The following is a 20,113-nucleotide window of genomic DNA, read 5'->3' as shown; positions in this document are numbered from 1 at the left end:
TTCCAAGGAATATATAATCATTCCTCATTCTCAAGCGCTGTTATGAGCGCCTGTTTGTGAAGTTCTGCAGACTCATGAATCCCCCCCATTTCGCCCCTGATAGCCCGGCATGGATATTGCTGGATCAACAGTCCGGCTTTTGGGGGAGCATCTGTTACCGGCACTCCGACAAGTTCTTTGGCCATATGCCAGGTACTCCCGCATGGGGCACCTTTTATGACCTCAACTTTAGAGATTTTTCCCTTTTCGGTTTTAACTTTCAAAACCGGGGACCCGAAAATATCAGCAAATGGACGGTTGAATGAGTTGGGTTCGAGGGTACAGCAAGTTTCATCCACCTCTATATCCATTCCGGAAGTTTCGGAAATCTGTTTAAGTTCGGGAACCGATGCTCTGGAAGCCCCTCCCGGTACAATCAAAGAGCGTACCCCGGCTTCTGAGGCAAGCTTTGCAATTGCCGAGGTCAGGTCCGGATGCAGGGAATAAGTAACCACGAGGTCGGCAGAAAAGACACGCAGGTCGAAATTCAGATTTTCCAAAAACTCATTGGGTTCCTCAATGAATATGGGCACAAACTCGGGCAGGTCGGCAGTTATAACTGAAAAATCGCTGTGTTCTTTTATAACATCAACAAGGCGATGCCCGTACTTGCCCCGTGTGATAACTCCTATTATAGTCATTACTTTAAGCTATTTTGAATGTTTACATAAATAGATACTCATTTTTATCTCTGTCCTTATCTCTGTCCTTATATTTGTCCTTATATTTGTCCTTGTCCTTATCTCTGCCCTGACTTCTCAACCAGGGCTTCCTATAGAATATAAATACAGATAGTGCATTTGAATGAAAACCTGTAAAGAAAAAAATAAAAAAGGCGGTTCTTATGCGAGGCAAACTGATCACACTTGAAGGTATTGACGGTTCAGGCAAAAGTACGGTTGCAAAAAAACTTCAGGAAAGCTCTGAACTTTGTGTTTTTGAGCCGGTCTTTACCAGAGAACCGACAAGAGGCACCCTCACCGGAAATGCTGTTGAAAATGCTATTCAGTCGGATACAGACCAGCTTGCTGAACTCTTCCTTTTTACAGCTGACCATGCCGAGCACCTGGCAAAGCTTGTAAAACCTGCCCTTGAGAACGGGAAAACCGTGATTTCGGACCGTTATTCCGACAGCCGCTATGCTTACCAGGGGATTACCCTTAAAAACCTTCTCGAGAACCCGCTTGAATGGGTGAGAAACCTTCATAGAGACTGGACAGTTGTTCCGGACCTTACCTTTCTTTTTGACATTGAACCTGAAATTGCAGTAAAACGCTGCGGCAAGCGGGGAGAACAAACCAAATTCGAAAAGATAGAATTTTTACGAGGAGTCCGAGAGCTTTTCCTCGGGCTTGCCGCAGAAGAGCCGGAGCGTTTTGTAGTTGTCGATGCCTCCGGTTCTCCGGAGGACGTGGAAAAAACAGTCGTACAAAAAATTCTCGACTTTTTCCAGGTGGATTGAACGAGATATCTACCGGGAAATGAATATTAAATAACCTGGACATGAAAATTAAATATCGAACTAAAATCTAAAAATAAAAAAAGGAAGTGAAAGTCCGGTTAGAGCTTGTTATCATCCGCAAACTTGATCAGAGCTTCCCCAAGCATCCGAACGTGCGAGGGGTTGAGATTGAAGCGGGACTTTTTCACGCCTCCGCGCTCTTTTGCGAGTTCTACATATTCCTTTTCAAACCGATCGCTGTGCGCCAGAGAGATGGTCATGTACCAGCCACCCCCCATTTTGATCTCCGTATACCCGTCTCCACTGTCATCTCCTGTGTGCTCTTCTAATGGTTCTTCAATGCTTTTTTCAGTTACCTTTCTTGCTGCCATATTGTAACCTCGTAAACTCTTTGATTAAATGCTGAAATCTGATAATCTGGATATAAATCTGCAAATTGGGTTATAAAGATACTTAATGCCTTATATACCAGAGGCATAAGGCAGGAATAAATCCTTTCCCGGGATTATTAACCATTCTTTTTAATTTGTTCAAGTCCCAGGTTCATGACTTCCAGAGGAACCAACCCTGTGTGGATTGCAGTTGCGACCAGAGCCCCCTTTATACCGAGCCTGTCAAGAGCAAAAAGGTCTTCCATATCCCTGACCCCTCCCGCAAGCAATACGTCGTGTACGGAGGTTTCAGCCAGTTTGCGCAGAAATTCCGGGTCAAACCCCGAAGCTGTACCGACCCTGTCAAGGTCGAGGAAAATCAGGTCTTTTAAAGGGAGCTTATTAAGAAGCTTGACGATTTCAAAAGGATCTTCAGGGATCTCGGGATCTTGTTTCAGAATCTTTCCATATTTGACATCAATACTTACACTGATACGCCCCGGATTTTTGAAAGCTGCGTCTTTGATTACTGCAAGCTTGCCGGTCTCCGTGCCTATAACCGCAGTTCCTGCAATAGAAAGTGCTTTGTCCACATCCTCTAGAAAAGAGACCCCGAAATCAAGCATTGTATCCGCCTTTAAACTTACTTTCCGGATAATCTCCGCATTAATATCGAGAGGACCTTTACCCTGCAGTACGTTAAGGTCGGCAATGTAGACTTCTTCAGGGTGTAAAGACTCAACTACATCCAGGGGAGCTGAAGTCCGGCACACAGCACTTGAATCCGAAATCGGGCGGTAATTTTCCCTGACCCCACCTTTTGCAAGAACCACGTTACGGTTAAATATATCCATTACAAAAATTACACGGAACATACTTATTCCATAGCGGCATCATCCTATAAAAAAATATAAAATAAGGTTAGATATATATAAAAGAACAATATACCTCATTAAATATTTAATTTCATTCTAAATAAGAGGCTTTTTATGAAACTGCTTGTAAGTCCAATAAATCGAGAGGAAGCAATTATCGCTTCCAGAGGCGGCGCAGACATTGTAGATGTCAAAAACCCAAAAGAAGGTTCCCTTGGAGCCAATTTCCCCTGGGTAATCAGGGACGTTAAAGAGGGTGTAAACGGCAGGCAGCCGATAAGCGCAACAATAGGAGATTTCAACTACAAACCCGGAACTGCCGCACTTGCAGCCCTTGGAGCAGCAGTCGCAGGAGCGGATTATATAAAAGTAGGCCTTTATGATATCCAGACCGAAGCACAGGCCCTTGAGCTGCTCACGAAGATTACAAGAGCCGTTAAAGACTATGACCCATCAAAAAAGGTTGTTGCCTCAGGATATTCGGACTACAAACGCATTAATTCGATTTCACCTATTTTACTCCCCGCAGTTGCTGCAGAGGCCGGAGTAGATGTTGTCATGGTAGACACTGGCATCAAGGACGGGAAATCTACCTTTGAATTCATGGATGAAAAAGAGCTGATAGAGTTTACTGACCTTGCCCATGAACACGGGCTTGAGAGTGCAATTGCTGGTTCCCTGAAATTCGAAGACCTTTCGGTTCTCGAAAGAATAGGACCCGACATAATTGGTGTTCGGGGTATGGTATGTGGCGGAGACCGAATGACTACGATCAGGCAGGAGCTGGTAGAAAAACTCGTGTCTGAGTGCCAGATTTAAAAAGTTCTGTACACAGTAAAGATAAAAATGGCGGAAACCTGTAAAAGGAAGAAACCTGTAAACAGGGGAAACCTGCGCTGGCATGTCTTTCAGGCAGGCCGGCCAAAAAATAATTATATATCATCAACTTTTTTAACCTGATGTTTATTTTCGGGCATATCGGCATTACTCTGGGGATCTTCTATTTCCTGAACCGTTTATTGCCGAAAAAGAATATTCCAGTAGACTTAAAATGGATCGCTTTTGGGGCGCTCCTTCCGGACTTTATCGACAAACCCCTTGGCAGGATAATTCTTACCGAAACTATAGGAAGCGGGAGAATCTTTGCCCATACCCTCCTCTTCGGAGTTCTGCTGGGGCTGGTTGCAGCTTACATCTTCTACCAAAAGGGCTGGACAATACCCCTTATTGTTGCAGGCGCTTCATTCTGTCACCTGCTTGAAGACCAGATGTGGAACTCCCCTGAAGTCCTTTTCTGGCCACTTCTAGGATGGAAGTTTCCAAAAGATACGCTTTCCGGAAGTTTTATTGAGTACTTCATGAAAATCCTGAGTAATTCATACAATCCAGCTTCTACAAGCGTATTTATCCCGGAAATAATAGGGTTGGGCATTATACTCCTCTTTACAGCCAGTTGTATCAGGTCAAAAATAGAAGCAAAAAATGTTAGCTCTCAAACAATGAAAGAAGAAGTAACAGAGCAGAACTAAAAAAGTAGTCCCTGAAATCGGTTGATATATTCCATAATTGGAAACCGAAATCTTTTATTAGTCTTCTTGAGCAAGCAGAACGAGTGAAAAGAACCTCGTGATGTTGCACTTGTAGTGCAACTCCCAAAATCTCCGATTTTCTGTGATCCCGAATTGAAACTCGGGAGATGCAGGCTCAAGAAGTGTGTTCATAGATTTTTATGTTAAGGGAATCATAAATTTTGCACATGGGCTTATTGTCCTGAGTCTCGGAGCTGTTCCAAGCTGAAAAGTATCCCATAATATCGGGTCCTGATTTTTCCAGGTAAAGAGCCTCTGAGAAAGTTGTTACTACAAAGTAGAAAGGTCCGTTTGTGGCAGGATTCTCTAAATACTTTACATCCTCGGGACGGTTTGCAGGGGTTGATCCGGAAGTAATAGAAACCTCAGGAAATGTTCTATGTTGTTCAGAACTGCCGGCAGGATTTCCTAAAAAGGTAGAACCTACCGATTCTCCAGAATACATAACATACGGATATGCGGCTTTTGATCCTGTTAACCACTTTATTCCTTCTACCTCATTTTGTGTGACAGCTTCCGAGATTCCGCCAGCGTACGGGGAACTGAAACAGCTGAAAAATCCTAAAGTCCAGAGAAGACCCAGAACCAGGATTGTAACGCCAAGGCCGGTTGTATACCCCTTCCTGAGAAGAACAATATAGAGAGAGTACCCTATAAGCGGAATCTGGGCAAAGATAATGAAACTTAAGTTTGCAAACCTGTCAGGAGGATAAGGGATAAAGGGATTTAAGAGGAAGCCCGCCTCCAGGAAGAACGAGGCTATATACAGGAATAAAAAGCGAGGATACCTGCGGACAAAGTGGTGACAAAAGCGTTTGCGATTCTGCCATACGATTACCGTATTGATTACAACAAAAATTAACGGAATATAGTACTTGCCGTAATAGAGATTGAAAAGGTGTATGAACTCAAAAATCCCGGGGTTCATGCTTGGAATTGTAGAAAAACCCGCAGCTTTCAGGGCTTCAATACGCCAGGTGAGGGCCGAGAGAAAAATATAAAAGAACCCTGAAGCGTACTTTGCACAGAGTAAGTAGCTACACGAAATAAATGACAGGAAGATAAATAGGGGAACTATTCTTCCCGAAGAGCTGGAAAGGGGATCTTGAGCAAGATCTTTAAGACGGACTATTTTTTTAAGGAGTCCTGATCGCATGGCTTTACCTGCAAAAATGAGCAGTAGAGCGAAAAATACCAGGTAAGTGAAGATAAAAGGATGAGCTAACGGAAGTAAAGGTATCATAAAGAGCAAACAAACAACCATCATCGTCCTGTTTTGATTGGAGATTGCATTCCACAGCAAAAGAAGATAGATCGGAACGAGGCAGAAAGCGAGATAGTAGGGGATCGTTGATACCTGGAAATGCCCGAAGTATGGAATGACCGAGGAGAGAAAAGTTACCGAAACCAGTTTTATCCGGCTCATAAAACCCCGGTAGAACAGAAACATGCCGGCAATAAACATAATCGAAAAGAAAACCGGTAAAAAGTAAGATAGTGCCTGTGTCTTCATTCCGGAGACCAGAGTCAGAGCTGAGATCAGTAAAGGACCGGTAGGGGAGAAATCTAAAAAGCTAGAAAGACCTGAAGAATCAAAACCCCCTGTATTTCCTGCCAGAACCAGGTATGAGAATTCATCCCCCCTGCCTACTGAAGCGTAACCAAGCATATATGGAATTATTAATACAATAATATGAACAAATATCAGTGTGAAGACTGCACTAATCTTTTTATATGCAAGAAGCAGAAAACAGGCAGAAAGGTAACATACGAGCAGGACCAGGTAAAAATGGAAAGGAAGCTGTCCATAGATACTAACTGCGTATCCTTCAGGCCGGATTCCTCTGAGAACAAAAAGACTGTAAACGAGTAGTAATAGAGATACCGATGTTATCAGATTTAAGATATTATTGTTGAGTTTAGACAATATGTCCCCCATCCTTCCGGAAAGTTACAGAGTCCAGTTTCCATACCATTATATAAGGATTTTCCTGAAGCAGCATCTATACTTCCATAGAGTCTGCTTTCACAGGATCCTGAAGCAGGTAAACTTCCGTGCTCAAAATTTCCTTCCATCTAAAAATTTCTTTTGTTTTTTTCCTTTTTATTTTTCGTGTATCCAATTTCTCAACAAATAATTAATTGTTGTGCCCGATGAGCAGGTTATATACTGGTTCTCAAAAAATTAATTGTTGTGCCCGATGAGCAGGTTATATACTGGTTCTCAAAAGAATTAATTTCCTCATAAGAAAAAATCCTCATGAATTAAAGGTTTTCGGGCTATTATGGATGCAATTTACATACCTTATTCATACTCCCGTTATTTTGTCAAGATATATAAAAATGATGTCATAAATCCTGGTTATTTAATAATGGTAAGGAGTGTGAGAATAGAAGACTGGAAAATTGGAAAAGAGAATATGGATAACATAGAAATATGGATAACACAGAAATGTGGATAACATCATACAGCCTTGAGCTGTTACTTCAAAAAAATAATAAGAATTAGGGAGTTGGTTTCTTATGAACCCTGACTATCTTAGACTTCCTGACTATCTTAGACTTCCTGACTATCTTAGACTTCCTGACTATCTTAGACTTCCTGACTATCTTAGACTTCCTGACTATCTTAGACTTTCTGACTATCTTAGACTTCCTGACTATCTTAGACTTTCTGACTATCTTAGACTCCCTGACTATCTTAGACTTTCTGACTATCTTAGACTTCCTGACTATCTTAGACTCCCTGACTATCTTAGACTCCCTGACTATCTTAGACTTCCTGACTATGTACCTTTGTATGGGGAGGTATTCAGAATTTAAAATATATTAAGGGAGCAAGAAACGGCAAAATCTTGCCTGACCTTTCTACGGACCTTTCTGTAGACCATTCTACTTTGAGAATCAGGAAGTTTTCAAATACATGATATTCCTGAATAATCCCTCAAGCATATTTTCTCAACTTCGCTCAGTTTACCCAGAATATGTCTGATCCTTTGTTCAACAAATCTCCCCTTCATGCACCAGTAAAAGGGCCTTTTATTTCCAAGAGATGGGAATCTGGCACAGGAGATATCCAGTGGATGGAAATAGAATATTGTATGTCCTCTTTTAAGACTCTGCATAAGCCCGTTCAATATAAATGACGAGCCCAGGAACCGAAGCATAGGGCCGCCTGATGCGGGGAACTTGAATCCATGTTGACAATAAGCCCATGGAAATTCAATAAAGTTCCGGTCACTGCCTGCTTCAAGTTCGTTCTTCTCTGGATAATAGGGGAAGGAAGAAACGGTATTAAGGGCTGAATCTGTTTTGTTGTAAAAGGAATTTACTGAAACAGATGAATCATACTTGAATCCCAACTTTTCAAGGGAATTAACCATCCATCCACCTACCAACGCATTTGGTGCCCTGTAACCTATCAGCTTTTCTCCGCTGATTTTTTCTAGCATTTTCTTTGCAACCCGAGTTCTTTGCTCAAATTCCTCCACACTCATTAACTGTTTTTTTGTATGAGGATCGATTTTACAGGCATGATTTAGCCCGTGGCAGGCAAGCTCGTGTCCCCTATCTACAATTGACTCCACCAATCCAGGGTAGTGTTCGATGGTATCTGCAACGACAAAAAAAGTAGCATTTATGTTGAACTCATCAAGAAGGTCCAGAACACTTTTTGTGGGCTCACTCAAGAAATCATACCTGCCAGTCCAGTTCTTGAAGAATTCATCCACATTCCTGTAAACCGAAAACGGAGAACTACAGACAGAAGGAATATGATACCAATCTTCAAGATCTACCGTAACTGAAAGACTACCATTCATTAAACCCCTCACCCCGAGCTGTATTTGCAGATATCGTGAAACTGGACCGGGAGTCTGACTAAGAATGAGAATTTAGCAACAATGCATTCCCCACTGGCTTAGAAAGCCTCCCTACATAAACTAATACCTTAAGAGTATAAAAATTTTTTGAAATACCACAATAAAAAAAAGAGCTAAAAAGCACTAAATTAGGGAAACAGGACTTTAACGGCGAGAACAAGACAAATAAAATTCACCAGGTATTGCCTATTAATAGGATTTATTTCCCATAGATCAGCTAGTAAGGCACTCACTGAACTACTGGGGCTCAAAGTAAAGTCATTACCTTCATGAATTCAATTCTTTGCCTGGAAAAAAGAAGTCTGGATTTCTACCACATTCCACAGGTGTTGTGACCCTATTAAGTTTTTACATAGGGGAGCAAATTTTTTGACCCTATTAAGTTTTTACATAGGAGAGCAAATTTTATGATGTTCACGGCAACTTTTATACCTCTATCATGTTTGGTTTTTTGTTTATATCAATCTGAAATATCGATTTTTCAGTCTTCTCATACGTTTTTGTTTTCAGGTATAAAGCCCAGTTATAGATGTATCTGCAGCTACCAATATGTTTGTCAAAAAGGGAGTACGGGAAGATAAAGTACCCCAAAAAGGTATAAATATATTTGAAAAAATATCGAAAAAATATTATAATAGAACCACATACATTTCAAAGTTAACTCAGCATTAAATAAGTAAACAAAAGTTCCGCAGATGAGTTGACCGGGCTAAAAGCCATGGCTGACAAAAACAGGAAATTTGACCTATAAATATCCTGTAATTATGACAAATTATAAATAAAAGTTTAGAGTCAGAGCTTCTTATGTCCGTCCACCTCCAAAAAATTAATCACTTTTAACAGTGAAGATAGAGAGTGGAAAATCCTCTGCACCGTGTCCGCCCCACAAAACGCAGAGAACCAAATTGGATAGATTCAAAAATATTACGCAGACGTAATTAGAATTTTTGAATTACCGTATAGACCCGATATAATTAGATATTTGATATAGACCTGGTCTAATTAGATAGTTCGGAAAAATATTACGAGTACGTAATATGGAATTTTGAGAAATATCTGGGAAAGAGTATACAATTATCCTGGAGTTTTTTGAGTGTACTCATATTCTAAATCCAATACAGAGGCGATACGATGCTAAAAAATAATCTAGGAACCCTATTCCTGACATTTAGTTTAACAACCGTATCAACTGTTGGGGAAATATACAACTCTTCTAGGTTTTTTGAGTCTTCTCAAATTCCAAATCCAACCCAAAGGTGATACGATGCTAAAAAAGAATCTAGGAATCCTATTCCTAGCAATATGCCTTATTTTAACAACCGTACCCACTACGTTAGGCGCACAGAATACAATAACTGTAAATCCGACATCTGGGACAGATGCTCAAACTGCAATTAATAATGCAATAAATTCTGTAGCATCAGGAGCAACATCAAGTAACCCGGGATATGTTCTCCTTGGTACTGGCACTTATCAGATAAGTGCACCTATAATTTTGAAATCTAATGTAGTACTGAAAGGTGCAGGTGACAGTACAATAATCTATGCTACAGGTTCGGTTTGTAACTCCGAGGGATCACCTGCATATGTATTCGGGTCAGGTGTTTCTAACGTTGAAGTATCTAACCTTCAATTCAAAAGTGCAGCAACTGGACCAAGTGACGGAGGTCATGGAGACTATCGAAACTGCATAAAGCTCACGTCTTCGACTAATAGCAAAGTACATGACATATTATTCACCCGCTATCTGTATGGTGACGGTGTCAGAATCAGTAGAAGTTCTGGAATAGAGGTATATAATTGCAGAATGAAATCCTCCGGACACGATGGCGTGGCATTTTTGTCCGGCACCAAGGATTCCAGAATGTATAACTGCTATGTTGAGGTTCAGACCAACACAGGAGTCAGGATAGACAACTGTGCAAATATTGAAGTGGATCATAACACCTTCACAGGTAGTGCCGGGTCCGGATGGTGCTGTGTTGAACTGGAAAATACACTGACAAATGTGAATGTCCATCACAACATTATGCATGATTACAAAGGATCAAGCAGCAGCGCAGGCGTTGGAAATTGGAATGCAAAAGGGTCAATTAACGTTCATGATAACGTTATGTGGAACGTGTCACCTTACATTGAGGTAGGCTCAGGCACAAACATATTAGGACCATCTGATCACAGTGTTGAGAATTGGGTAGCGAAAGGATATGGATATGGCTCTATTGGCAATTCTTTAACTGCTGTAACAGAGACAAAAGAAACCGAAGTTGCAACGACCAATGACCAGACTATAGTTAACGACAATACTGTAACAGAGACTTCCTCTGCTGTAACAGAGACTGCTTCTGAGCAGGAAGTCGAAGCTGGGAACGTATCAAATGCAACAGGCATTGTTATAGACAACCGCCTAAGGGAAGCATCTCCTAATACAGTCTACCAGGATAAGGTGTATATTGACATCGGAGGCAGACCTGGAGTAGGAAGATACAGAGATCTGCTCCTGTTTGACCTGAGTGAATACAACGATGCTGAAAATATTACCAATGCAACTCTTTCCCTCTACTGGTATTATCCTGACGGACGGGAAAGGCCGGAAGATGCGGTAGTAGAGATATACAGGCCCGCTGTAGCCTGGGATCCAGAAAATGTGACCTGGAACAGCAGGGATGATGGTGTGCACTGGACACATCCCGGAGGAGACTGGTTCGACATGAATAATATCTCCCAGGGGGATGCACCGTACGCTACGATAACCCTGAACGGAAGCGATATACCGGACAACAGGTACTATGAGCTGAACGTAACTGATCTAGTAAAAGAGTACGTCAACGGCGAGTACGAAAATACAGGGTTCCTGATTAAAACACGTACCGAAAATGCGGATTATGTAGCATTCTACAGCAGTGAAGTAGAAGATGAAAAAAAACGCCCAATGCTGAATATAGAAGAGAAAGCTGTAGTTTAATGGCTCTAACTTCAGGAGGAGAACTCTAAGAGGCTGGTAGTGCGGAAATTATAAAAACCTCCGTAACCAGATTTTTGAGTTCTTCCAACTTATTTTTATCAGGAAACACATCTGAATATTCTTTGTACTTCATTTCATATGATATTCATTGAGATCTAATGGAATGTATGCAAGTGGAGAAAATTCATAGTAGACAATTTCATGCAGAAGTAATAATAAAATTTTATAATAAGTAGTAACTCAGCTAGAGAAGATATATAATTTGATAGTGTATATAATTTAAAAGGTACTCATATGTTTCTGTACTAAACTTAAATCAGAGAACTGTATAAGAAAATTAATTTGAACTTTATTTTATAAATAGGCATATTATAATTCAGAAGGTATTGTACTTTCGATATGTACCCCCAATACAAATTTAATAAATTTAAGCACATAAGCTTTTTGTACACAGCCGTAATCAATGGTTAGTATCCTTTATATTGGAGCTCATGTGCATTCAAGAAAAGCCGATGGTTTGCAATAAATTATTTTAAACTGTCGAGCGTATTAAACCTGTATGAACTGTTAATAAAGACTAAACCTGTGAGATCACTGAGGAAATCAGGTTTTTAAATAACTCCGGTGGCAATACCTTCCAGCGATAAACTTTTTTCAAGTTTGGAGGATTTATATCTCAGGGTACAGGGATAAAAAATGAACGGGAAAGATCTTATAAAAAGGTGGGAAAAAAGAAAGAAAATGGGAGTTTACATTACAGTCTTCTTGTTCCTGATTATAATGGGAACAACCGCCCTTTCTACCACACCTTCAGGAATGACGGTTTATGTGACTGGAGACGGGGAAGGAAACTATATTTGTGATGGGGCTGATGACCAGATAGAAATCAATGAAGCCCTTGCATACGTCGCAGAACACCCGGAGTATACAACCGTTCATTTGAAAGGTCCTAACACATACGTAATCTCAGACAGTATTTTCATCGGAAGCGATACCATTCTGGAAGGGGACCCTACAGCTGTGGTAAAGCTTAAAGACAAAGCAAACTGGGCAGTAACAAAGCCTCTGATTACGCAGATAAATAGTTTCGGAAACCAGAATATTACTATAAAGGGTTTTGAGATAAACGGGAATCATGACGCCAATACAGATAAAAAGAAAGGCGCCGGATACTATAATCTAATCCATTTAGTTAATTCAACAAATATCCAGGTTCATGATATGTATATGCATGACAGTCATGGAGACGGACTGAAAGTTGAAAACAGTTCCAATATTCGGTTTTACGACAATACAGTATATAAGCTCGGTCACGACGGTCTTTACGGGATCCAGTCTCAATACCTGGAAGCCTGGAATAATACGATAACCTGCAGGACTAACAGCGGGCTTAGAGTGTGGGATTCGAATCATGTGAAATTTCATGACAATACCATTGATTCCTTTTATCACTGGAGCGCAGGCGGACCTGGAATTCAGATCCAGAAATCCTCAGCTGTCATGGATGATATAGAAATATATAATAATACGATTCACGACACTTACGGACCTGGCATCTGGCTGCTTGCCTATGGTAACTACCCTCTGACAGAAGCACAGAATGTCCATATTCATCACAATACATTCTACAGCACAGGCACAAACCCAAGTATTGACTGGGTAGGAGGTATTGTAACCAGCGGATTTAACAATACCTTGATTGAGAATAACGTGTTTGACGGCACGTATCATGCTGCTATCGTCCCGATGTACCCGACAGACCGCTCCATAGAAGTATCACCTAAAGGTACAGGATACACGACCATTGTCCGTAATAACATCATTACAAATACGAAACGGCGCAAGAGCGAGTCAAGCGGGACAGGATTTGGTGTTGTCAATTACCTCCCCAAAACCCATAGGCTTGTACTGGAAAACAACTGCTTTTACAATAATGTGGCAGGAGACTATAGAAATGCAACCTCAACAAGCGATATTTATGTAAATCCTCTTTTCGCAAATCAGAAAAAAAATGATTACCATCTTAGATCAGCAGGCGGCAGATGGAATGGGAAAACCTGGGTAAAGGACATTGAAAATTCCCCGTGTATTGATGCAGGGTATTCCTCCTCTGACTACTCAAATGAGCCCGAAGACAACGGGAAAAGGATCAATATAGGAAGGTACGGAAACACTGGAGAAGCATCAAGGTCAGGTGTAATGCCAGGATATGTGGCCTGGTGGCATCAGATATTTTCGTCTGAGTGGAGGATGTTCAGGATACTCCTGAGAAGCCTCTATCTACTTTTCTTTTAAATTCAGATTTAATGCTTCCTCAATTCAGATTTAATGCTTTCTCAGATGTATCCCTTAATTAAAAGACTTTAATTTATCCAGCCTCGGAAAGAAGTTTGAACTTAAACTTCCAGGGGTTTGCTTTTAATCTCCACAGTTAGATCCTCTCCAGATTCAGGACAGACTTTTCTGCTAACCTCAAAAATTTATGACTTATAGATATTGTGTATAAAAAATATTAAAGAGGAAAAAAGGTTTTTTATTTAAAAATCAAACTCTTTTGACATAAGGATCCGAAAAAAACTCAAACATTTAGGTAAAGTTTTTTACCGGCCCTAAAAGATAACTTTTATAAAGTTTAGAGAGTTATAGTTAAGTGTATCGGGGGTACAAAATGAACAAAAATCCGTGGATATATAGACAGGGAGAAAAAAAGAAAAAAGGGATCCTGATCTTAATTCTGATTCTGCTTGCAGGTGTAACCGTTGCCCTCTCAAATACCCCGTCTGAACAGACGGTTTATGTAAATACCGATGGGAGTGAAGCTTTCAACTGCGATGGAATCGATGACCAGGTAGAGATCAATAAAGCCCTCGCATATGTTGCAGAAAACCCGGAGTACACAACTGTTCATTTAAAAGGTCCTAATACATACACTATCTCGAGCAGCATTCTCATCGGCAGCAATACCATCCTGGAAGGGGATTCCACAACTGTGATTAAACTTGAAGATAAAGCAGGCTGGCCAGAGGAAAAACCCCTGATTACACAGATCGATAGTTCGGGAAACCAGAATATTACTATAAGAGGTTTTGAAATCGACGGAAACCATGACGGAAATAAGGAAAAAGGCAGGGGAAAAGGGTACTACAACCTGATCCATTTTCTCAACTGCAAAAATATTCAGGTATATGATATGTATATGCATGACAGCCACGGTGATGGGCTGAAAGTGGTGAAAGGTTACAATATTCAATTTTATAACAACACGATATATAAACTCGGGCATGATGCTCTTTATATTATCTATTCTTCAAATGTAAAAGCCTGGAACAACAAAATAACGTGCAGAACAAACAGCGGGCTCAGAGTATATAACGGGAATCAAGTCAAATTTTATAACAATGTAATCAATTCCGAGGGGGAAGGCGGAGCTGGAATTGAAATCCAGAAAGCGGGTTCGTCAACAGTAATGGATGAAATAGAAATTTACAACAACCTGATATATGAAACAAATGCCGCAGGAATCTGGATTACAGGCTACGGGTCCACATATTCAAAAGATTCTGCAAAAGATATATACATTCACAATAATAAATTTTACAAAACTGGCATTAATTTCGGTGCCGACTGGGCAGGAGGTATCGTCATCAACGGTTTTTACGATACCCTGATAGAAAACAACGTATTCGATGGATGCTATGGGGCGGCAATTGCTCATAAAGAGGTAAACAACGAGTTTTCATCTCCAGAGTCAGGCTATACAACCATTGCACGAAATAATATAATAATTAATACCCAATCGAATCCTGCCGCCGGAGAAGGTTATGCTTTTTATAATGAATTGAAAAACACTCATTCGTTCATCCTTCAAAACAACTGTCTCTTAAACAATTCGGGTGGAGACTACATGTATGCCAGCTCTACATCGGATGTACAGGCCGATCCTGCACTTATTGAACAGCTGGGTAAAAACGGGTCTTCAGTGCAAAACCTGCCCTGTGCAGACGCGATAAACGCAGGGCCACAGGAAATGCCTTATGAGATAGATGAGCATGGCATCGATGCAAGACGGGAAGAAGGCATCAAATATGATATTGAAAGGGCTATATCAAAAATAGTAAAGTTTGTGAAAAATACCTTTTTGGGTTTTACTTCGGGAGAATCGGACGAAGAAACCCTTAAAATCGCCTCACTGTCGGTTGTTTCGGACAACAGGCTGAAAGAAGAGTCTCCTAACACGACATATCGAGAAACTGAATATACCGATGTGGGAAAAAGACCAGAGGGAGGAATATACAGGGCTGTCATGATTTTTGAACTGAACGAGCTGGATGAAGCAGACCGTATTGAAAAAGCAACCCTTTCTTTGTTCTGGTATTACCCAGAAGTGGCCAGGCTGGAAGATACTGTTCTTGAAGTATACAGGCCGGAAAAATGGTGTGAGGAACATGTTACCTGGGAAGAAAGAGAAACAGAAACCCTCTGGCAGAACCCAGGAGGAGACTGGTACGATAAAAATGGTGTTTCTCAGGGTAGCAACCCATATGCGACAATCACTATTAAGAGCAGTGATCTTCCGGAAGACCGTTATTATGAGCTGGATGTAACAGAGCTTGTGCAGGAGTACACCAGTGGGAAGTATGAAAATACCGGTTTCCTGATAAAAGCCAGAGTGGAAGACAATAATTATATTGCATTCTACAGTTCGGAATGGCAAAACAAAGCCCAGAGACCAAAACTTACTATAGAGTATACAAACAAGTGAACTACCCGCTAAATCTAAAGATTTAAGGGGTTTCCTGTTTCAAGGGGTTTCCTGTTTCATCCGTTCAGCTGCCTTCTTGTTCTTGCCGGGATTTACCTGTGTCAAAAAAGAAAAGATCCCAGAGTATTTGCCCTTGTTAAACAGGTGGAATCCTATTGTTTTTGAGTAAAATACATTACAGAGAAAGGTCTGGAAGTTTTCCTTCCAAACCTCAACGAGCAAGTCCTACCCTGTCATTCCTTTTCTTTTCAACCTGCATATCAAAGAGCATTCCGAACAGGAGCATCTGAAGTCCGGTACCCAGTACGAAGAAACCAAGCAGTGGGTAATAGGAAGGTAGAGGGTTTTGAAACAATAGCTGTAAAAGTCCCCAGAACCCCAGGAGCACACTCAAAGGTAAGGCAAGCATTCCAAGGAAGTAGAACAGAACCAGAGGATGGAAATCCAGTACCGTGTATTTGATCCTTAGCCTCCAGAGAAAACCCCTGAATAGCATGGGTGAAACCTTAAGGATATACTTGCTGTACTTTATGGATGACTTTTCTCTGCCGTAACGGGCAGGGATTACCACATCCATGACCCTCATTCCAAAGGCATTAAGCTTGATCAGCAGGTCGTTACAATAGCCATAGTAAGGGTAAACTGAATCCAGATCGATAACCTCAAGGGCCTGTCTGGAAATGGCTGTATACCCGTTCTGTGGGTCCATAATATGCCAGTATCCACTCCCAATTTTAGTCAGGAAACTCAGCAGAAGGTTTCCAAAAGACCTCCACCTGCTCATCCCGGTCATAAAATTGTCCGAAAGGAGCCGGTTACCCTTTGTGTAGTCAGCCCATCCCTCGATAATCGGAAAGATCAATCTTGGAAGCTGGGCAGGATCCATCTGGTTATCCCCGGCCATAACTACTACAATATCCATTTCATCTTTTAGAGCAAGCTTGTACCCGTTAATTATTCCTGCTCCGACACCTTTGTTTACCTCGTGGCGCAAATAAACGATTCTCGGGTCTCCGAACTTTTTTACAATCTCTCCAGTCCGGTCAATACTACAATCATCGATAACATAGATCCGATCAACATACTCTGGAATCCCACTCAGGGTTTCGCCAATAAGCAGTTCTTCATTATAAGCAGGTATTACAACTCCTATACGGGCGCTCTCAAGCTTTCGAAATGCAGGATCAACGTCAAAGCTCAGGTAGTTAACCTTAAGGTCTTCGGTTTTCGCAGCAGAAAGCAGGGACTTCAAAGACATATGCTCTTTGCCTGAACTAATATTCTGAAGCGATCTTGAGTTTATGGCAAGAAAGCCTATTTTTTCTTTAAAGGTGCTTTTCCCGTTCAGAAGCATGACAGTCTCCTGTTCACAGGAAATCCGGCAGGGCCAGGAACCTATCGACAGGTCAAACCCCTGCCTTAATGGCTCGAGAACATGAGACAGTAGATCTATATCCTGCATGCACTCAGGATAGATAAGAACCACAAGCTCTGAATCAAGGGATGCCCTATAAAGAATTTTTATTAATGATTCTTCTCCTCCGGTCAAAGGGACGACTCTTGCCCCTCCCAGAGCTGCTACTTCCATCGTTCGGTCAGTAGAACCTTTGTCAATCACGAGTACGCGGTCTGCATAACTTGCCGCAATCAGGACCTTGCTTCCTATGGAAGCCTCCTCGTTTTGAGCTGGAATCAAGACCGTAAACTCGTGCCTGAGAGGCCTATCGGAAAGTTGAGATGGCGATGAAACTATACTGATAGGATCGGAAATTAGAGAATTAAAACAAAGTGTAAGAGCTGAATACAAACCCTCTTCACCCCCCTATGAATATGCGTTATACTATAACCCCCTGTATATGTATAAATGCAAAAATATTAAAGGCTATCATTTAAAAGATATTGTACAAAAAATATATATAAAGATAACATGTGACTAAAAATAATTCGTGAAAATATTAAGAACTTATGAGATATTAAGAACTTATGAGATATTAAGAACTTATGAGATATTAAGAACTTATGAGAATACCCCATTTATTGAATAGAGAGTTGCTGACATATAGTATGTCCTAACCCAGTTATATATTAAGGCATGAATCTCAGAGACCGGGGAAAAGATAAGCATCATAAAAGCTCCTTGATATCATGCAGTAACCTTAAGAAAAATAATGTTGCACCGGGAGCTTATTAATCCTTCCGGTGATAAGGAAAGGAGAGAGCTGAGGGAATAAGATTAAGTGGTAAAGAAGCGCATTGTATAGGCATACTCCATTGGTCATCAGTTAAGGAATTTTCTTGCCCGAAAGCTATCGATTTTGTACCATAAATCGATCTCAAACTTTGCCCTCTCAAATTTTGCCCTCTTTATCTAAAATCAAGACTCTGCTTCAGCCTATATTATATTAAAATTTTAGACAACTGTTGTAGAGATAGGTGCAATTTATCATGATTCCTCACTTAACCGAAGACACATGAGGCATACTCTGAGAGCGCGTGAAGTAGTAAAGGAGCTTCTTTAGTTGAGAGGAATTCAAGCAAAATATAGAAGTGCCAATAGGCTTTAAAAAATGAAGCAGAGGAGTTCAATATATGCGCGTAGTCAGAGTCTACTGGCAAAAAATATTGATGGCAGGATAAAACTGACATACAAAGAATATATATTAATTAAAAGGGAAACGGCATAATGGTAAGGCATACGCCGTCAATTGGGGAAAAAAGGGTTTGAAATTTAACTTACCTGTATTCTGGAAGGCTTCCATACAATGAAAGGAACAATATGGAAAAATCGAATTGAAGCCTATCTGAAAAAGCAGTAAGAACTCAAGGTCATTCTGTTCAAGAATTGATCTTTATTTACTGATAAAATTGATCTTTATTTACAGATAAAATTGATCTTTATTTACAGATAAAATTGATCTTTATTTACAGATAAAATTGATCTTTATTTACAGATAACATACTATCTGTGTTGAAATATCCTGTTTTTTTGCAGGATATCAGACAATCGAGATAATAAAGCCTGATAAAGTAATTGTGGGGGGTAAAATTGATACGAGTAGGAGTGGTTGGAACCGGCTACATGGGAGAGAACCATGTCAGGATTTATAGTGAAATGGAAGACGTAAATTTGATAGGGATTTCCGATCCCAATACTTCAAGGGTAAAAGAGCTTGCAGCAAGATACAATACATTGCCTTTTGCAGACCATAAAAAAATGTTCAAGAAAACAAAGCTTGACGCAATCAGTATTGCAGCTCCTACCACACTTCATTGCCCCATAGTACTTGATGCCCTTGAAGCAGGGGTGGACGTGCTTGTAGAAAAGCCTATTGCAGACAGTGTGGAAAATGCAGCCGCAATGATCGAATCTGCTGAAGAAATGGACAGATATCTGATGGTGGGGCATATAGAGAGGTTTAATCCTGCGGTACTAAAATTAAAAGAGATCGTCGATTCAGAGGCTCTGGGAAAAATCGTCTCTATCTCAACCAGAAGAGTCGGCCCTTACAATCCCAGGATAAGGGATGTGGGGGTAATCCTGGATATTGGGGTACATGATATAGATATAATCTCCTGCATCTACGGAATGAAGATAAACCAGGTATATGCCGTAGCGGGCTCAGATATTCATTCCTTTGAAGATCATGCGACCATTCACCTGCGCCTGAACCACAAATACTCAGGGCTTGTGGAGACAAACTGGCTTACCCCTCACAAAATCCGGAAGCTTACTGCTGTAGGTCTGAAAGGTGTTGCATATCTGGACTACCTGGATCAAAGTGTGGAACTCCATAACGATGGATGGATCCAGAAAGCCAGGGTAGAAAAAGCGGAACCTTTGCAAAAGGAACTCTTCCATTTTATCTGCTGTGAGAAGGATGGAACATGCCCGATACCCTCAGGAAAAGAAGGAAAGCATGCTCTGGAAGTGGCGCTGGCTGCAATCCAGTCATACAGAGAAGAAAAAACTATTGAGATATGAAACTGGTGGAAAAAAGAATACGGCAGTTAAGGAAAGAGTAGGGATTTAAAAAAGCACATGATATTCTTTGAATAACAAGCACAAAAAATAAAAGTGTGAAAAGCACGTTCATGCCGTGCGACAAGAAGTTATGTTATGGATTACTTGAATGCTGCCTTCCATTTGGGGGTAACCCTACCAGAATGTG

At 40.8% G+C, this 20,113-nt stretch carries 16 protein-coding genes; 9 read left to right on the top strand and 7 right to left on the bottom strand.

The annotated features are described in order from the left end of the window. Window positions 1-17 precede the first annotated feature (17 nt). Window positions 18-680, bottom strand: coding sequence for a DUF166 domain-containing protein (locus MSWH1_RS02575; protein ID WP_048125811.1), 663 nt, complete (start codon window positions 678-680; stop codon window positions 18-20). A 203-nt stretch (window positions 681-883) separates the two neighbouring features. Between MSWH1_RS02575 and tmk the strand changes: the two genes are divergently transcribed. After that, window positions 884-1,501 (top strand): dTMP kinase, encoded by a 618-nt coding sequence (tmk, locus tag MSWH1_RS02570; protein ID WP_048125809.1) that lies wholly within the window; start codon window positions 884-886, stop codon window positions 1,499-1,501. Between the two features lie 98 nt (window positions 1,502-1,599). On the opposite strand, the gene MSWH1_RS02565 is transcribed toward tmk, so the two are convergent. Continuing rightward, entirely contained in the window at window positions 1,600-1,872 is a 273-nt protein-coding gene (locus MSWH1_RS02565) for a hypothetical protein (protein WP_048125808.1), read from the bottom strand. 137 nt (window positions 1,873-2,009) lie between these two features. Beyond that, window positions 2,010-2,747, bottom strand: a complete 738-nt coding sequence (locus MSWH1_RS02560) for a HisA/HisF-related TIM barrel protein (RefSeq protein ID WP_048125806.1) — start codon at window positions 2,745-2,747, stop codon at window positions 2,010-2,012. A 114-nt stretch (window positions 2,748-2,861) separates the two neighbouring features. Here MSWH1_RS02560 and MSWH1_RS02555 point away from each other — a divergent pair, with 114 nt between their 5' ends. After that, window positions 2,862-3,566 (top strand): (5-formylfuran-3-yl)methyl phosphate synthase, encoded by a 705-nt coding sequence (locus MSWH1_RS02555; protein WP_048125804.1) that lies wholly within the window; start codon window positions 2,862-2,864, stop codon window positions 3,564-3,566. 140 nt (window positions 3,567-3,706) lie between these two features. Next, window positions 3,707-4,276, top strand: coding sequence for a metal-dependent hydrolase (locus MSWH1_RS02550; protein WP_048125802.1), 570 nt, complete (start codon window positions 3,707-3,709; stop codon window positions 4,274-4,276). A gap of 175 nt (window positions 4,277-4,451) precedes the next feature. Here MSWH1_RS02550 and MSWH1_RS02545 read toward each other — a convergent pair whose 3' ends face one another. Further along, entirely contained in the window at window positions 4,452-6,263 is a 1,812-nt protein-coding gene (locus MSWH1_RS02545) for a hypothetical protein (protein WP_048125800.1), read from the bottom strand. 358 nt (window positions 6,264-6,621) lie between these two features. On the opposite strand from MSWH1_RS02545, the gene MSWH1_RS18745 reads away from it, so the two are divergent. Both MSWH1_RS18745 and MSWH1_RS18740 read left to right on the top strand, forming a co-directional pair. Beyond that, on the top strand, window positions 6,622-6,798 hold the full coding sequence (locus MSWH1_RS18745) for a hypothetical protein (RefSeq protein WP_156148056.1): 177 nt from the start codon (window positions 6,622-6,624) through the stop codon (window positions 6,796-6,798). A gap of 61 nt (window positions 6,799-6,859) precedes the next feature. Continuing rightward, window positions 6,860-7,159, top strand: coding sequence for a hypothetical protein (locus MSWH1_RS18740; protein WP_156148055.1), 300 nt, complete (start codon window positions 6,860-6,862; stop codon window positions 7,157-7,159). A gap of 92 nt (window positions 7,160-7,251) precedes the next feature. Here MSWH1_RS18740 and MSWH1_RS02540 read toward each other — a convergent pair whose 3' ends face one another. Continuing rightward, window positions 7,252-8,157 (bottom strand): polysaccharide deacetylase family protein, encoded by a 906-nt coding sequence (locus tag MSWH1_RS02540; RefSeq protein WP_048125798.1) that lies wholly within the window; start codon window positions 8,155-8,157, stop codon window positions 7,252-7,254. A gap of 486 nt (window positions 8,158-8,643) precedes the next feature. Next, on the bottom strand, window positions 8,644-8,808 hold the full coding sequence (locus tag MSWH1_RS20695) for a helix-turn-helix domain-containing protein (RefSeq protein WP_197074009.1): 165 nt from the start codon (window positions 8,806-8,808) through the stop codon (window positions 8,644-8,646). 673 nt (window positions 8,809-9,481) lie between these two features. Between MSWH1_RS20695 and MSWH1_RS02535 the strand changes: the two genes are divergently transcribed. The 3 genes from MSWH1_RS02535 (at window position 9,482) to MSWH1_RS02525 (ending at window position 15,944) form a co-directional block, all read left to right on the top strand. Further along, on the top strand, window positions 9,482-11,182 hold the full coding sequence (locus MSWH1_RS02535) for a disaggregatase related repeat-containing protein (protein ID WP_048125796.1): 1,701 nt from the start codon (window positions 9,482-9,484) through the stop codon (window positions 11,180-11,182). A gap of 696 nt (window positions 11,183-11,878) precedes the next feature. After that, window positions 11,879-13,477: a right-handed parallel beta-helix repeat-containing protein gene (locus tag MSWH1_RS02530; protein WP_048125794.1), complete on the top strand. Its 1,599-nt coding sequence runs from the start codon at window positions 11,879-11,881 to the stop codon at window positions 13,475-13,477. 373 nt (window positions 13,478-13,850) lie between these two features. Beyond that, the gene (locus MSWH1_RS02525; protein ID WP_048125792.1) at window positions 13,851-15,944 is read left to right on the top strand and encodes a disaggregatase related repeat-containing protein; all 2,094 of its coding nucleotides are present in this window, start codon (window positions 13,851-13,853) and stop codon (window positions 15,942-15,944) included. Between the two features lie 211 nt (window positions 15,945-16,155). Here MSWH1_RS02525 and MSWH1_RS02515 read toward each other — a convergent pair whose 3' ends face one another. Further along, a complete protein-coding gene (locus tag MSWH1_RS02515) occupies window positions 16,156-17,751 on the bottom strand; it encodes a glycosyltransferase (RefSeq protein ID WP_048125787.1) in 1,596 nt (531 codons plus the stop codon). A 1,239-nt stretch (window positions 17,752-18,990) separates the two neighbouring features. Between MSWH1_RS02515 and MSWH1_RS02510 the strand changes: the two genes are divergently transcribed. Next, entirely contained in the window at window positions 18,991-19,926 is a 936-nt protein-coding gene (locus tag MSWH1_RS02510) for a UDP-N-acetylglucosamine 3-dehydrogenase (protein ID WP_082088011.1), read from the top strand. The last annotated feature ends 187 nt before the right edge of the window (window positions 19,927-20,113 follow it).

It is taken from the genome of Methanosarcina sp. WH1, from assembly GCF_000970005.1.
GTDB lineage: Archaea > Halobacteriota > Methanosarcinia > Methanosarcinales > Methanosarcinaceae > Methanosarcina.
Note: the sequence above shows the minus strand (reverse complement) of the source record. Positions and strands in the feature narration are given on the sequence as shown.